This is a genomic window from Rhodococcus sp. NPDC059234, assembly GCF_042754225.1.
Lineage (GTDB): Bacteria > Actinomycetota > Actinomycetes > Mycobacteriales > Mycobacteriaceae > Rhodococcus_G.
On sequence record NZ_JBHZAH010000004.1, the window covers coordinates 1 to 15749 of the forward strand.

A 15749-nucleotide genomic window follows, 5' to 3' on the forward strand; every position below is an offset into this window, starting at 1 on the left:
CATCGTTTGCGGTTCCGCTAGCGCCGCGCGAACACCGCCGGCTCGGTGCCCGGCACCTGGCCGACCTGCTCGCGCGCGACGAGGTGTCGCAGGTGCGCGGCCGCCTCGGACAGCGCCATGCCCTTGGCCATCGGGTGGAAGTTCTCCCACGGCCGGTACCACTTCATCCGCTGCGCGACCTCCCACACGGTGATCTGGTCGTCGCCGAACGCGTCGAGCAGGTGGGTGAGCCGCTCCTCGTGGTGGTCGATCAGCTCGCCCGCACGGCCGGCGACGTCGTCGATGGGCAGCCCGTGTGCGCCGAGGCCGCGGGTCACCTCCATCGACTGCACGCGGCGCAGCGAGTCCAGGAACTCGGCGAGCGCGTCGCGTTCCTCCAGCGGGTAGACGAAGTTCCCGACGTGCGGGGTGGTCTTCTGCAGCACGTGGTCGCCGGTGAACATCACGTCCGCGTCCTCGAGGTAGAAGCAGGCGTGACCGGGGGTGTGGCCGGGAGTGAAGACCACCCGCAGCCCCCGGCCGGTGAGCGCGATCACCTCGTCGTCGGAGAGGATCCGGTCCGGCGCGGATCCCGGCCCGACCGGTGCGTCGCCGCCCGCCGCGCCCGCGAACGCGTCCAGGTCCGCCTGTGCCGCGCCCGCCCGTGCCATGTTCGTCAGCTGGTAGTCCATCCATTCGGCGTCCCGGCCGGAGGACATCTTCTCGAACAAGTCGTGATCCGCCTCGTGCATGGCGATCCACGCCCCGGACGCCTCGCGGACCCGCCCGCACAGGCCGGTGTGGTCCGGGTGGAAGTGGGTGAGCACGACGCCCTCGACCTCGGATATCGAGTGCCCGACCGACTCGAGCCCACCGGTCAGGCCCTCCCAGCCCTCGTCGCCGTCCCAGCCGGCGTCGACCAGGATCAGCCCGCCCGGCGACTCCATCGCGTAGACGAGCGTGCTGCCCAGGGGGTTGTGCGTCATGGGAACGGAAATCTGGAAGATGCCATCACCGATGGCTGCCGCGTCGACCATCTGACTACCTCGAAACTAGTGAAATAGGTTTCAAACTCTTTGATGGTCATCATTACCGGACGTCCGAGCGGTGGTCCACACCCGGGTCCCGGTCAACCACGGTTGCGCTCGACGACCCAGGCGGCGATCTGCGCCCGCGAGGTGAATCCCAGCTTGGCGAGGATGTGCTCGACGTGTCCCTCGGCGGTCCGCTGCGAGATCACGAGTTTGGCGGCGACGGCGCTGTTGGTCAGGCCCTCTGCGACGAGGCCTGCGACCTGCAGTTCGCGTCGGGTCAGGGCGGCTTTCTCCTTGGCGGCCGACGGCCGGGGTGGTTCGGTGGTCTCGGCGAGCACGTACGCGACGGCCTCGCCGAAGCTCGCGGATTCTCCCTTGCGGTAGTTCGCGTCGAACGACTTCGGCCCGAGCGCCTGACGGGTTCGTCGCTCGCACGCGTCGTGGAATTCGCGCAGGCTCGGGAGCGCGATGTTCGGCACACCCCCCGTCCGCCGCATGGCCTGAGCGCAGCCCAGCAAAACCGCGGCCCGCGGGTAGGCGTCGCCGGCCGCGGCGATCCAGGCCAGGCACTCGAGGCACGGTGCGGAGCCGAACGAGTCGTCGACGGATCGGAACAGTCGCACTGCCTGGTCGATCAGTGCGACGGCTCGCGCCGGCTCGGTCGCCCACACCGTCAACCCGAGCGTCCGCAGTGCCCACGCGCGGAACACGAGCTCGCCGCGAGGCTCGGTGATGTTCAGTACCTGTTCGAGGCAGTCGGCCGCCCTCACCGCGTGGCCGAGCAGTCCGTGGGCGACCTCGACACCGGTCAGGGTGACCACCCGCAGGAGGTGGTCGTCGGGCGGACACGTATCCAGGGCCGCATCGAAATGTGTTGCTGCGGTGGATATGTCGCCCGACATCAGTGCCAGATTGCCGGCGGCGTAGAGCATGGTCGCGGTGGCGTCCGGGTCGTCGATGTCCGCCGCTGCCGCGCGTGCCCGATCGACCCGTTCGGCTCCGGTCGGGACGTCGCCCTGAAACCCGTTGAGCACCGCGCCGAGGCTGATTGCTCGTACCCAGGCCGGGCCGCGCGGAACGCCCTCGACGGCCAGCATTCGTTCGGTCCAGCGGGCGCCCTCGTTGATCTGACCGCTGGCGAGCCAGAAGGGGTACAGGGCCGCCGTGATGCGGAGACCGACCGCCACGTCGTCGGGCTCCGCGATGCTGGCTTCCAGCGCCTCGCGGATGTTCTGTTGATCGAGTTGCAGCCGGGCGATCCAGTCCAGCTGGCGCGGTCCGATCCAGTCGGCTTCGGCCTTCAGCGCCAGGCGTTCGAACCAGTCGCGGTGACGGCGCCGCGTGGCCGCGCACTCGCCGGACTCCTCGAGCTTCTCGAGACCGTACTCGCGGAGGGTCTCCAGGAGTCGATACCGCCCCGCGGTCGCCGACTCCTCGCGAAGCAGGATCGACTTCTCCACCAGTGACGCGATCAGATCGAGAAGCACGTCCGGTGTCAGGCCCGCGCCACAGACCTGCTCGACCGCGGTGAGTTCGAAGCTGCCCGCGAACACCGACAGGCGAGCCCACAATCGCTGCTCCTCGGGGGTGCACAGTTCGTGGCTCCAGTCGATGCACAGCCGGAGTGTCTGCTGCCGCGACGGGGCGGCGCGTCTGCCCCGGCTCAGCAGGGTGTAGCGGTCGGTGAGGCGCTGCAGGATCTGCTGGGGCGAGAGTGCCGGCAGTCGTCCGGCCGCCAGTTCGATCGGGAGCGGCAGGCCCTCGAGCCGGTGGCAGATCCCGGCCACGGCGTCCATGTTGTCCTCGGTGAGCTCGAATCCGGGAAGCACCGCGACGGCGCGTTCGGCGAACAGCGTGACCGCGTCGTAGCTGGGCAGGCCCCCCAGGTCGAGCTGGCGGTCGGGCTCGGGCGCGGTCAGTGGCGGGACGCGGAGGGTCGCCTCCCCGCCGATGCCGAGCGACTCCCGGCTGGTGGCGAGGATGCGCAGGCCGGGGCACCGTTGCAGGAGGGCCCCGGCCAGCTCCGCGACCGCGTCGATCACCTGCTCGCAGTTGTCGAGCACCAGCAGGGTCTGACGCGGCTCGAGAAACTCCGCGAGGACCGCCTGCAGCGGCTGGAGCGAGAAGGACTTGAGCCCGAGGGTCGCGGCCACCACACCGACCAGCAGCGACCCGTCGCGAAGTTCACCCAGCTCGATCAGCCACGCCCCGTCGGGGAAGCCGCGCTGGGTGCTCGACGCGATCCGCAGCGCGAGGCGGGTCTTGCCGACGCCACCGATTCCGGTGAGCGTCACCAGTCGGGCACTCGACATCAACTCCTTGGCCTCGGCCAGCTCGTTGCGACGGTTGACGAAACTCGTCAGCTCCGCGGGCAGGTTTCCCTTCCTGTTCCGGGTCGAGGGCCCGGTCGGCGAGCGCCCGCCGCCGGTCGACGGGCGCCGATCGCCGCGCTTCCGGGAGGGCGCGGACGTCAGCGCCATCTCGTCGACGGGAAGGCCGTGGCGGAACTGGATCTCACGCAGTGCGTCGCCGAGCTGTGCGGCCGTGTGGCGAGCGTCCGGGTCCGTCGACATGGCGCGCTCGATGGTGGCCGCGACGTCGTCGGGAATGTCCAGTTCGCGCAGGTCCGGCACGGGCTGGCTGGTGATGCGCAGGAACTGCGCGACGACCTGCTCGCCGCTGCGCCGCTCGAAGGCCGCGTGCCCGGTGAGCGCGCAGAACAGCGTCGCGCCGAGCCCGTACACGTCCGCTGCGGGACTGGGCGGTCCGCCGTCGAGGACTTCGGGCGCGGTGAAGGCCGGCGTCGCGGTGAACGTGCCGATGGCGGTCTCGAACCCGCCGGAGATGTGTGCGATGCCGAAGTCGGTCAGCGCCGGCTCGCCGTAGTCGGTGAGCAGCACGTTCGCCGGCTTGACGTCGCGATGCAGGATGCCGAGCCGGTGTGCCGACTCCACCGCTCCGGCGAGCTTCACGCCGAACTGCAGTGCCTGCTCGAGTGGCAGGGGGCCGTCGTCGCGGATGTGGACATCCAGCGAACGCTGCGCGTGATAGGGCATCACGATGTACGGGCGGTCGCTCTCGGTGGTGCCGACCTGCAGGACGTTGACGATGTTGGGGTGCCCGGTGAGCCGGCCCATGGCGCGCTGCTCCCGGAGGAAGCGGGTCAGGTTCTCCTCGTCGAGGTCGGCGGTGAGCACCTTCACCGCTACGGTGCGGTCCAGTGGTGCCTGGGTGCACCGGTAGACGACGCCGAAGCCGCCGCGCCCGATCTCGGTCGCGTCGGTGAATCCCGCGGCGTCGAGCTCCGACGTCACCGACGGGCTCACGCCGCGCTGAGTCGCGAACGGATCGCTTCCGGCCATCGGTCAGGCCGATCCGTCGCGCGGAGGACGTCCTCGAGGATGCGGCACGGCACTCACCTCATGGCAGGTTCTGGAATTCCATACTGCCACCCGATTCGGGGTGCATACCAGCGGCCGGCTGGCGCCGCCACCGCGCGCTTGATCGTTCCTCCTGTCGGAGCGCTGTGGTAAGCCTGTCGCATCGTCGACCTCCACCGGTCGGCACGCAGGCAGGGCGACGGGGGGAGCTGGGTTGCTGACGCTGCACCGGGCCGAACGCACGGACACACTCGCCGCTGCGCTCGCCGGCGTGCTGGCGGCCCCGCTGCCGGACCCCTTCGCACGCGAGGTGATCGCGGTGCCCGCCAAGGGCGTCGAACGCTGGCTCACCCAACGCCTCTCGCACACGCTCGGCGCGGCCGTCCCCCTCGAGGGGGAGGTGCCTCCAGCGGACGGGGTGGCGGCGAACATCGACTTCCCTCCGCCGTCCCGCCTGGTGGCCGAGGCGCTCGCCGTCGCAACCGGGGTGAGCGCGGACGACGACCCGTGGGACACCGGCCGGGTGCTCTGGACGCTGCTGGAAGTGGTCGACGACAGCCTCGACGAGCCCTGGTGCGCGGTGCTGGCCCGGCATCTCGGGCACGGCGCCGACGACCACCGCGGCGGCCGCCGCTACGGCACCGCCGCGCACCTGGCCGAATTGTTCCGCAGCTACGGAGCGCAACGCCCGGCGATGCTGGTGGACTGGGCGGCCGGACGCGACACCGACGGCACCGGTGGACCGCTCGACGACGACCTGCGCTGGCAGGCGCAGCTGTGGCGCCGGCTGCGGGAGCGGATCGGCAGCCCCAGCCCGGCGGAGCGGCTCGAGGGCGCCTGCGACCGGCTGCGCGCCGAACCCGCACTCGTCGACCTGCCCGCCCGGCTGTCGCTGTTCGGGCCCACCCGCCTGACCGCCGACCAGCTCGCCGTGCTGTCCGCGCTCGGTGCGAACCGCGATGTGCACCTGTGGGTTTCGCATCCGAGCCCGGCGATGTGGTCGGCTCTCGCCGACGCGGCGCCACCCGCGACCCGCGCCGAGGACGACCGTGCGTTGACGGTCGCGCACCCGCTGCTCGCCGGCCTCTCCCGCGACGTCCGGGAACTGCAGGCCCGACTTTCGGGGCTCGACCTCACCGCCGTCCACCACGCCGCGGCGGCGCTGCCGGACACGCTGCTCGGCCGGCTGCAGGCGGACATCGCCGCCGACCGGGCGCCCGCCCGGACCGGGCCGGCCGACGACACCGTGCAGATCCACTCCTGCCACGGCCCGGCCCGCCAGGTCGAGGAACTGCGGGAGTCCCTGCTGCACCTGTTCCAGGACGACCCGGGGCTCGAGCCCCGCGACGTGCTCGTCATGTGCCCCGACGTCGAGTCCTACGCTCCGCTGATCCGGGCCGCGTTCGGGCAGGACGCGCTCGGCCACCCCGGGCACCGGCTCCGCGTGCGGCTCGCCGACCGTGCGCTGCACCAGACCAATCCGGTTCTCGCCGTGGTGGGTTCGCTGCTCGACCTCGCCGACGGCCGCGTCACCGCCAGCCAGGTCCTCGACCTGCTCGCGACCGCCCCGGTCCGGCGCCGCTTCCGCTTCGACGAGGACGACGTCGAACGCATCCGGGAGTGGACCTCGGTGGCGGGCGCGCGGTGGGGGATCGGGCGTCGTCAACGGTCCGCGTACGGGCTGGACGGCTTCGCGCAGAACACCTTCGCCGCCGCGCTCGACCGGATCCTGCTCGGCGCGGCCGCCGACGAGTCCGACGGCGCCTGGCTCGACCTCGCGCTGCCCCTCGACGACGTCGACAGCAACGACATCGACCTCGCCGGCCGGTTCGCCGAGTTCGTCGACCGCCTCGACGTCGCGCTGCGGGGCCTCGCCGGGCCGCAACCGGTGCCGATGTGGTCGGCGGCGCTGGCCCGCGCCCTCGACCTGCTCGTCGACACGACCCCCGCCGACTCCTGGCAGCTCGGGCAGGCGTCGCGGGAGGTGGGCGAGTCGCTCGAGAACGGCGGGCAGGTGGTCCTGCGGCTCGCCGACGTCCGATCGATGCTCGCGAGCCGCCTCGCCGGGCGCCCGACCCGCGCCAACTTCCGCACCGGCGAACTGACCGTGTGCACCATGGTCCCGATGCGGTCCGTGCCGCACCGGGTGGTGATCCTGCTCGGCCTCGACGACGAGGTCTTCCCCCGCTCGGCCGGGGTCGACGGCGACGACGTGCTGGCCCGCACACCGCTTCTCGGGGAACGAGATCCGCGCAGCGAGGACCGGCAGCTGCTGCTCGACGCGATCATGTCCGCCGGGGAGAAGCTGCTGCTGTTCTACACCGGATCGGACCCGGTGACCGGCGCGACGAGGCCGCCCGCGATCCCGCTCAGCGAACTCCGCGACGTGGTCGAGTCGATGGTCGGGGCGGACGGGATCGACGCCGTCGTGACCCGGCACCCCCTGCAGCCGTTCGACGCCCGCAACTTCCGCCCGGAGGCGCCGCGCAGCTTCGACCGGGCGGCGCTGGCCGGGGCGCGGGCCGCGCGGCACCCCGTCGTCGCCGAGACCCGTTTCCTGGCAAGGCCGCTCGCGCCCCCGACGCCCGGGGACGTGGACCTGGCGGATCTGATCGCGTTCCTCGTGCACCCCACCCGCGGCTTCCTGCGTCAGCGTCTCGGCATGGCCGTGCCCGAACTCGACGAGGACCTCGCCGACGCGCTCGACGTGGCACTGGATCCGCTCGCGCGCTGGGACCTGGGGCAGCGGATGCTCGACGCCCGACTGTCGGGCGTCGCGCTGGCCGACTTCCGGTCCGCGGAGTGGCGCCGCGGCACCCTGCCGCCGTTCCACCTCGGCGAGTCCGAGCTCGGCGGCGTCGAGCAGGCGGTCGAGGCACTGGTCGGGGTGAGTCGCGACGTGCACGTCGGCAGGCCCGAAACCGTCGATGTGGACGTCGATCTCGGTTCGGGGCGGCGGCTCACCGGGACGGTCGGCGGCGTGCACGGCACCGTCGTCGCCCGTACCTCGTATTCGCGGCTCGCGCCCAAGCACCGGCTCGAGGCGTGGGCGGCGCTGCTCGCCGTCGCCGCCTCCGCTCACGCCGACCGGGGGGAGTGGCGCGCGGTCACCACGGGCCGCGGCCAGTTCCGCAGGCCCGCCTGGCGGTCCACGCTCACCGCACCCGTCGACCCGCTCGCGCAGCTGCGGGCGCTGGTCGCCCTGCGCGACCGCGGCCTGCACGCCCCGCTGCCCGTCGCGACCGGGGCGTCGGCCGTCTACGCCGAACGTCGCGCCGGCGGTGCCAGCGTCGAGATGGCCCTCGACGCCGCCGCGAAGGAGTGGGGCGGCGACTTCGGCGACGGCAAGGACCGGCACATCGGCTACGTCCACGGGGCCGCGCCCGCGATGCGCGTGCTCACCGCGGAAGCGGCGCCCGGCAGCGAGGAGACGCGCTTCGGGGCGGAGGCCAGGGCGCTGTGGGAACCGCTGCTCGCGGCGGAAGTGCAGGGGCAGCCGTGACCGGGACCCGCACCTTCGACCTGTGCGGCCCGCTGCCGCACGGCACCACCGTGCTCGAGGCCAGCGCCGGTACCGGCAAGACCTACGCCATCGTGGGCCTGGCCGCGCGGTTCGTCGCCGAGGCGGGGGTGGACCTCGCCGACCTGCTGCTCGTCACGTTCAGCCGCGCCGCCACCAAGGAACTGCGGGAGCGGACCCGGCAGCGGTTCGCCTCCGCCGCAGCGGCACTGGCGGACCCGGAGGCCGCTCGCCGGAGCCCCGAGCCGCTGATCGCGCACCTGGCCGCCGTCCCCGACGGCGAGGTCGCGGTGCGCAGGCGGCGACTGCTCCACTCGCTGTCCGACTTCGACGCCGCCACCATCGTCACCACGCACAGCTTCTGTCAGCGGGTCCTCGACGGGCTCGGCGTCGCCGGTGAACGCGACCCCGACGCGGTGCTCGTCGAGGAGGCCGACGACCTGGTCACCGACGTGATCGGCGACCTGTACCTGCGCGAGCACGGCCGCTCGCCGGCGCTGCTCGGGCCGGCCGAGGCGCGCAAGGCCGCGAAGGCCGCGGTCTTCGACGGGCAGGCGATCCTCGCGCCGGAGGAGGCGGACGGCACCGCGGCGGGGGAGGCGGTCGGGTTCGCGACCGCGGTGCGCGCGGAGGTGTTGCGCCGCAAGAGGATGACCGGACTGCGCGACTTCGACGACCTGCCGCTGCTGCTGCACGGCGTGCTCGCCGACCGGGAGCACGGCGAGGCCGCGTGCCGACGGATCCGGGACCGCTACCGGGTGGTCCTCGTCGACGAGTTCCAGGACACCGACCCGCTGCAGTGGGACATCCTGCGCCGCACCTTCCACGGCGCCGCGGCGGGAGGGGACGCGGCCCGCGCGCTGGTGCTGGTCGGCGATCCCAAGCAGGCCATCTACGCCTTCCGGGGCGCCGAGGTGCTCGCCTACCTGGACGCGGTCCGGTCCGCGGACAGCCACCAGGAACTGACCACCAACTGGCGCAGCGACCGCCCGGTGATCGACGCGCTGACGCACCTGCACGGCGGCGCCGCGCTCGGCCACCCGGACATCGTCGTGCACCCGGTCGGGGCGAACCACCCGGCGTCGCGGCTGCCCACCCTGCCGCCGCTGCGCCTGCGCTACCTGCCGCGGGCCGGCGCGGGGCCTGTGGGCAAGTCCGGGTTCCCGTCGGTCGGACCGCTGCGCGGCCGGGTCGCCGCCGACCTCGCCGCGGACGTCGTCGCGCTGCTGCGCCGCGGCGACCCGCTCGACCTCGGCGCCGGACCGCGACCGGTCGCGCCCGGGGACGTCGCGGTGCTGGTGCGCACCAACGCGCAGATCGCCCTCGTGCACGACGCCCTCGACCGGGCCGGGGTCCCGTCGGTGCTGGCGGGCGGGGCCAGCGTGTTCTCCACGTCCGCCGCGCGGGACTGGCTGTGGGTGCTGCAGGCGGTCGAGCAGCCGCACCGCGCCCCCCGGGTCCGGCTCGCCGCCCTGACCCCGCTGTTCGGGCACACCGCGACGGTGCTCGACGACCGCGGCGACGAGCTGGTCGCCGAGGTCGGGGCTCGGCTCCGGGAGCTGTCCCTCGTGTTCGAACAGTCCGGCTTCGCCGCGCTGTTCGAAAGGCTCTCGGCGGCAGGGGAGTTGGAGGCGCGACTGCTGGCGGTCCACGGTGGCGAACGGTCCCTCACCGACCTGCGGCACATCGCGCAGCTGCTCAACGCCGTCGCGGTCGACGAGTCGCTGGGCCTGACCGCGCTCACCCGCTGGCTCACCGAGCGGATGAAGGACCCCACCTCCGGGGTGGTGGACCGCAGCCGCCGGCTCGACAGCGACGCCGCCGCCGTGCAGATCGCGACGGTGCACGCCAGCAAGGGCCTCGAGTACCCGATCGTGTACCTGCCGTTCGGGTGGGACGCGGCCAAGAAGTCGGTGCCGGACCGGCTGCTGCTGCACGACGACGACGGCCGGCGCATCCTCGACGTCGGGGGCGAGGGCAGTCCGGGGTACGCGCAGCGCAGGAAGAAGCACGAGACGGAGGAGGCGGGGGAGGAGCTGCGGCTGCTCTACGTCGCGCTCACCCGCGCGAAGTGCCACCTGGTGCTGTGGTGGGCGCCGAGCTTCTCGACCGCCGGTTCGCCGCTGCACCGGATGCTGCTCGGTCGCAGGCCCGGCGAGCTGGCCGTGCCGCTGCGGTCCGGGGTGCCCGCCGACCCGGTTGTCGCCGAACAACTCTCCGGCTGGGCGGCGTCCGCCGGGGACGTCGCGAGGGCGGAGCCGGTCGGGGCGGACCCGATCGCCGTCGAGGAGTGGTTCCCGGTGTCCGGGGAGGCGGGGAAGCTCGAGGCGGCCCGTTTCGACCGCGCGCTCGACTTCCGCTGGCGCCGCACGTCCTACTCGGCGCTCACCGCGTCCGCGCACGACGCACACGCCCCCGCGGCCTCCGGCGTGGGCAGCGAGGTCGAGGACGGCGGCACGGACGACGAACCGGACGAGCCGCCGCTGCGACTGCCCGCCGGCTCGGGCATCGCGTCGCCGATGAACGGGCTGCCCGCCGGGGCGGTGTTCGGCACCCTCGTGCACGCGGTGCTCGAGATCGTCGACACCGCCGCGGCGGACCTCGACGCGGAACTGCTGCGCTGCTGCCGCGAGACGACCGCCGGTCAGCTGTCGTCCGTGGATCCCGAGCAGTTGGCGGTCGCGTTGGCGCCGGTGCTGCGGACCCCGCTCGCGGCGGGCGCGCGCACCCTCGCCGACATCGCACCCGCGGACCGGTTGCCCGAACTCGACTTCGAACTGCCCCTGGCCGGCGGCGACGCACCCTCGGTGGAGGTGTTGCTCGGATCAGTGGCGGCACTGCTGCGCGCGCATCTGCCCGCCGGTGACGTGCTGGCCGGGTACGCGGACCGGCTGGCGACGCTGGAGCCGACGCCGCTGCGGGGCTACCTCACCGGCAGCATCGACGCCGTGCTGCGGCTGCCCGGACCGCGTTTCGTGGTGGTGGACTACAAGACCAACCGGCTCGCGCAGAGCACCGCCCCAGTCGGTTCGCTCGCCCCTGGCGACGTCACCACCGCCGACTACACCCGCGAGGCGATGGCCGAGGAGATGATGCGCTCGCACTATCCGCTGCAGGCGCTGCTGTATTCGGTTGCGCTGCACCGGTACCTGCGCTGGCGGCTGCCCGGCTACGACCCGGCGTTGCACCTCGGCGGATCCCAGTACCTGTTCGTGCGGGGAATGGTCGGGCCGGACACCCCGGCGGGCTGCGGCGTCTTCGACTGGCACCCGCCCGCCGCGCTGGTGACCGAGTTGTCGGACCTGCTCGCCGGCCTTCCACCCCGGGGTGATGGGAAGCATCGGCCGGTCAGACCGAACGAAGGTTCCCATCACCCCAGCGGGGAGGCGCCGTGACTGACGTGCGGGTGGCGCAGCGCGGCAAGGGTGTGCTGCGCGAGTTCAACGAGGCGCGGGTGCTGTCCGCGGCGGACGTGCACGTCGCGCTGCGGCTCGCCGCGCTGAGCGGCGAACGGTCGGAGGAGGTGCTGCTGGCGACCGCGCTGGCGGTGCGGGCCGTGCGGTCGGGCTCGGTGTGCCTGGAGCTGGGACGGATTCGCGAGGTCACCGTCGACGAGACGCCCGGCGAGGATTCGGCTCCGGTCGACCTCGACGCGTTGCCGTGGCCCGAGGACGCGGCGGTCGCGGCGGCGCTGCGGGCGAGCCCGCTGGTGGTCGGCGGTGCGGCGGGACCGCTGCGCCCGCTGCGACTGGTCGACACCGAGGACGGCGGACTGCTGTACCTGGAGCGGTACTTCCGGCAGGAGGAGACGATTCGGCGGGTGCTCGACGAGCGCGCCGGCCGGCACCCGGTGGTGGACGAGGACGCGCTGTCGCGGGGGCTGGCGGAGGTATTCGTGGACGAGCACGGCGGTCCGACCGCGGCCCCGGACCGGCAGCGGGTCGCGGCGGCGGTCGCGGCCACCCACGCGACGTCGGTGATCGTCGGCGGTCCCGGCACCGGCAAGACGCACACGGTGGCGCGGATTCTCGCGCTGCTGGCGCGCCAGCCCGGCCCCGCGCCGCGGATCGGGCTCGCCGCGCCCACGGGGAAGGCGGCGGCGCGCCTGGAGGAGTCGGTCCTCGGGGAGGCCGAAACGCTCGGCCTGCCCGACGGGCTGACCGCGATGACCCTGCACCGGATGCTCGGCTGGCAGCGCGGCGGCAGGTTCCGGTTCAACGCCGGCAACCACCTGCCGTACGACGCGATCGTGGTCGACGAGACGTCGATGGTGTCGCTGACCATGATGTGCCGCCTGCTCGAGGCGCTGCGCCCGGACACCCGGCTGGTGCTGGTCGGGGACCCGGATCAGCTGACCTCCGTCGACGCGGGCGCGGTGCTGGCCGACCTGGTGACGCGACCGGTGACGGGGACGGCGAACCCGGCGCTGGCCCGGGTGGTGGGAGCGGACCTCGACGCGGCGGACGACCCGGCCGAGGCGGCGCTGAGCGAGGGCGATCGGGACCGGTTGCGCGGCGGGGTGATTCGGCTCAGCCGGGGCAGGCGGTTCGGCGGCGCGATCGCGGAGCTGGCGGTCGCGGTGCGCGGGGGCGACGCCGATGCGGTGCTCGAGATCCTGCGCCGCGGCGGCGAGCAGGTCTCGTTCGTGGCCGACGACGAGCTGTCGAAGCTGCGGTCGGACGTGGTGGCCTCGGCGGTCGCGGTGACCGCGGCGGCGGAGGCCGGTGACGCGGCCCTGGCGGTGCGGAGGTCGGAGTCGCACCGGCTGCTGTGCGCGCACCGCGACGGCCCGCACGGGGCGAGCTGGTGGGCGCGGCAGGCGATGGAGTGGGTCGGGCAGGAGTCCGGGCAGCGCCTCGACCCCGACAGCTGGTTCCCCGGCCAGCCGCTGCTGGTGACCGCGAACGATCACGACGCGCGAATCTACAACGGCGACACCGGCGTCGTGGTGCGCCGCGAGGACGGGACGCTGGCCGCCGCGTTCGCCCGCGGGCAGGATCCGTTCCTGCTGCACCTGAGCAACCTGTCCGCGGTGCAGACCGTGTACGCGATGACGATCCACCGCAGCCAGGGCAGTCAGTACGACACGGTGTCGGTCGTGCTGCCGGGGGAGGAGTCGGCGCTGCTGACGCGGGAGCTGCTGTACACCGCGATCACCCGGGCCCGACGGCACGTGCGGATCATCGGGAGCGAGGCGGCGGTGCGGGAGGGCGTGCGGCGGCGGGTGTCGCGGGCGAGCGGGCTGCAGCGGGGGTAGGCGAGACGGAGGGTGGCGGCCCCGGAGGCCTGGGGAATCGCGAGGTACGCGATAACGCTAGGCGACAACAACCACCGCCGGCACGCGCTATCCAATGGATGACGGCCATGGCCCTCGAGGCCAGAACTCTGCCAGCACAGTAGTGGTCCGTGGGATCGCTCGCGAGTTGCCGCTGTTATGCCGAGTCGTGCTGAATGATGTCATCGAGCCAGGACCGGACAGCCTCGAGTACCTGCGCAGGATTTGCCACGATCATGCTCGATGTTGCGCCGTAGGCGTCCACGCCAAGCAGTCGGGCGCGGAATCCTGTGGCGTGATCGGATTCCATCCACGCGCGCACGACGAGCACCGTGTTTGGGCTGGGCCGGGTGGTGTCCATCGCTCTCCGCTCCTGGGCCGCCGGTGTTCTCAGTATGGCCGCAGAGCGTCACCGGATCGTCAGCGGCCGGTGACTCGGAGTCGGGAATGTCCTGCGCGGGAACGGGATATGTGCGAGGAGATGAGCGCCTGCAGTCGGGTCGACGGTTCGACGCCGAGTTCGTCGTGGATTGTCTTGCGGAACAAGGCGAAATGCCGCATTGCCTCGGCGATGTTGTCTTCACACAGGTGTATCCAGATGAGAGTGCGGTGTGCGCTTTCTCGCAGCGGTTCCACTCGGGTGGCCTCGAGCGCCGTCTCGACGGCGGCGGTGAATCGGCGGCGCCGGCACAAATGACATGCCATGGCTTCGATGGCGTGCAGCCGAAGTTGGCGTAGCCGCTCTCTTTCGAAGAGGACCCAGTCCTCGTACCACCCGGGGAGGAGCTCTCCCTCGGAGAGGTGGGCGAGGTCGAGGTCGGCTTCGTCTGGTGTGGCGGCGGAGTCAGTGAGGCGATGCGCCCAGGCCACGAAGCGGAGAAGATCGACATCGACCGGTCCGAGCGCTAGGTTCTCGCCGCGGTTGTGCACGAGGTCGGCGTCGGTCTGATGCAGCCGCCACAGGGTGCTGCGGAGGCTGCCGAGGGCGTGCTGCTCGGTGGCTTCGGGCCACAGCAGGTCTGCGATCGCGGTCCTGCTCGTAATGCCGCGCAGTGTCAATGTGGCGAGCAATCGCTGGCCGCCGGGGCTCAGTGGCAGCCGTGTTCCCATCCGTTCGGCACGGAAACTGCCCAGAAGACCGAGCCGGATGGCGGCGGGTACCGAAGGTTCGGGCATGCCCATCATGCTCCCAAACGGAATGGTCGGTCTCTTTTGGTGTATAGGTTACGGCGCAGCGACGCGTGGCAACACCCCACGGCCTGGATTGTCGCGCAGTTCGCGCCTGCGATGGTTATTCAGCTTGGACGGGAGCCGTTGCCTGCGGCGACCGGGGTTATTGGCGCGGGCGCCGGCGTTCGAACTGCCGGGGTGTTGGTTCGGGGGGTCACCGTTGTCCGGCGGGCCTTCATGTCCCTGCCAGTGGCAGCCGACCATTGGTTGATGATCTCGAGCATGTCGTCTCTTATGGTTCCTGCGTTGGTGTTGTAGAGCGTCCCGACCGCGCTCGCAGTGTTGAATTTTCCCTGCTCGATTGAGATCAGCAAGGGTGACGCTATCGGCGCGAGTCGGAAGAATGCTTCCGATTGCGTGTGCGGGGCAAGGCCTACCCGCTCACCGATCTTGCGCAGCCGCTCCTCTGGGCTGCCGGCGTTGGCTTTCAGATCGCTTGTCAGGCTGTTGTCGGTCTCGAGGGCCAGGTGGAACCAGGAGAGCATTGTGACGATGACGAACTCTTCGCGGGCGAGGTTGCCACCTCTCCGGCGGGTTATCAGCATGTCCTGCATGTCTCGGCAATAGTTGGCGATGGCGGCGTCGTCTTTGGTGTTGACTCCGCTTGTGTTGGTGAAGTTCTCCGAGGCGAGCCAGACTTCACGAAGGAAGTCCTCGAACACCGCGATGAACCCAGTGTTGGATGCGACCGGCCGCTGGTACGGGTAGGCGGCCCCTCCCTGTGCGCCGTGGTTGAGGTCGACCCCGAACATCCGGTAGTAGGCGTTGCGGCGGATGGCTTCCGAATCGGGCCGGACGCGGCTGGTGATCGCTGCAATGCTGCCTGAAGGCAGGTCCCGTAGGAAGAGATCTTCGGTCGTGCGCAGCCATCGATGGGTCAGTGGCGAAGGAACCTCGAGCCGTTCGCCGTGAAGGTACTCGCTGACGACCCGTGTGAAGATATCGAGGAGCCGGGTGTTCTCGATGAGGTAGGCGTAGATCAGGTGGTCCCACGCCCCGCCTTTTCCGCCGTCCGGTGTCTGGCTGGAACGGGGCTGCGGTTTGGGTGGAGCGAAGATCGTGTCGGTGATCCCGTCCAACTCTTCTCGGATGCCGGACTCCAGGCCGCTTACCTGACCGTAGAGCAGTGACGGCGGTAGTGGAGTATCGGGGCGGTTGTCGGCGCCGCCGCCACTGTAGGCCCATGCCTCTTCGAAGAAGCGCAGGAGCTGGACCGGGTGCAGCCCCCAGACTTCCTCGGTTGCCACGCGATCGAGGTCCGGCGTCGTGACCTTCTTGGTCTCGCTGAACCAGCGGGCTAGTTGACGGATCATGACCGAGATCCCTCCATG

At 71.9% G+C, this 15749-nt stretch carries 7 protein-coding genes and 1 pseudogene; 3 read left to right on the plus strand and 5 right to left on the minus strand.

Annotated features, from left to right (window positions below; all coding sequences use genetic code 11):
• Positions 1-17 precede the first annotated feature (17 nt).
• Both ACFXGJ_RS01455 and ACFXGJ_RS01460 read right to left on the minus strand, forming a co-directional pair.
• Complete coding sequence (locus ACFXGJ_RS01455; protein ID WP_378615726.1) at positions 18-1016, minus strand: MBL fold metallo-hydrolase; 999 nt, start codon at positions 1014-1016, stop codon at positions 18-20.
• A gap of 92 nt (positions 1017-1108) precedes the next feature.
• Positions 1109-4375 (minus strand): protein kinase, encoded by a 3267-nt coding sequence (locus ACFXGJ_RS01460; RefSeq protein WP_378615728.1) that lies wholly within the window; start codon positions 4373-4375, stop codon positions 1109-1111.
• A gap of 232 nt (positions 4376-4607) precedes the next feature.
• Here ACFXGJ_RS01460 and recC point away from each other — a divergent pair, with 232 nt between their 5' ends.
• From recC to recD, 3 genes and pseudogenes are all read left to right on the plus strand, one after another.
• Entirely contained in the window at positions 4608-7895 is a 3288-nt protein-coding gene (gene recC / locus ACFXGJ_RS01465) for an exodeoxyribonuclease V subunit gamma (protein ID WP_378615730.1), read from the plus strand.
• Positions 7892-9997 (plus strand): annotated as a pseudogene (locus ACFXGJ_RS01470) (UvrD-helicase domain-containing protein); the annotation flags it as partial. The gene recC and the pseudogene ACFXGJ_RS01470, both read left to right, overlap by 4 nt.
• 1307 nt (positions 9998-11304) lie before the next feature.
• A complete protein-coding gene (gene recD, locus ACFXGJ_RS01475) occupies positions 11305-13170 on the plus strand; it encodes an exodeoxyribonuclease V subunit alpha (protein ID WP_378615732.1) in 1866 nt (621 codons plus the stop codon).
• Positions 13171-13345: 175 nt separating this feature from the next.
• Here recD and ACFXGJ_RS01480 read toward each other — a convergent pair whose 3' ends face one another.
• The 3 genes from ACFXGJ_RS01480 to ACFXGJ_RS01490 all read right to left on the minus strand — a co-directional run bounded on the left by ACFXGJ_RS01480 (position 13346) and on the right by ACFXGJ_RS01490 (position 15731).
• Complete coding sequence (locus ACFXGJ_RS01480; protein WP_378615734.1) at positions 13346-13549, minus strand: hypothetical protein; 204 nt, start codon at positions 13547-13549, stop codon at positions 13346-13348.
• 59 nt (positions 13550-13608) lie between these two features.
• The gene (locus ACFXGJ_RS01485; RefSeq protein ID WP_378615736.1) at positions 13609-14364 is read right to left on the minus strand and encodes a BTAD domain-containing putative transcriptional regulator; all 756 of its coding nucleotides are present in this window, start codon (positions 14362-14364) and stop codon (positions 13609-13611) included.
• 119 nt (positions 14365-14483) lie between these two features.
• Entirely contained in the window at positions 14484-15731 is a 1248-nt protein-coding gene (locus ACFXGJ_RS01490) for a hypothetical protein (protein WP_378615738.1), read from the minus strand.
• Positions 15732-15749: the final 18 nt, after the last annotated feature.

Excerpts from the sequence above, each read along its gene's own strand:
- ACFXGJ_RS01455 (WP_378615726.1), bottom strand. The coding sequence starts at position 1,016 with ATGGTCGACGCGGCAGCCATCGGTGATGGCATCTTCCAGATTTCCGTT.
- ACFXGJ_RS01460 (WP_378615728.1), bottom strand. The coding sequence starts at position 4,375 with ATGGCCGGAAGCGATCCGTTCGCGACTCAGCGCGGCGTGAGCCCGTCG.
- ACFXGJ_RS01480 (WP_378615734.1), bottom strand. The coding sequence starts at position 13,549 with ATGGACACCACCCGGCCCAGCCCAAACACGGTGCTCGTCGTGCGCGCG.
- ACFXGJ_RS01485 (WP_378615736.1), bottom strand. The coding sequence starts at position 14,364 with ATGCCCGAACCTTCGGTACCCGCCGCCATCCGGCTCGGTCTTCTGGGC.
- ACFXGJ_RS01490 (WP_378615738.1), bottom strand. The coding sequence starts at position 15,731 with ATGATCCGTCAACTAGCCCGCTGGTTCAGCGAGACCAAGAAGGTCACG.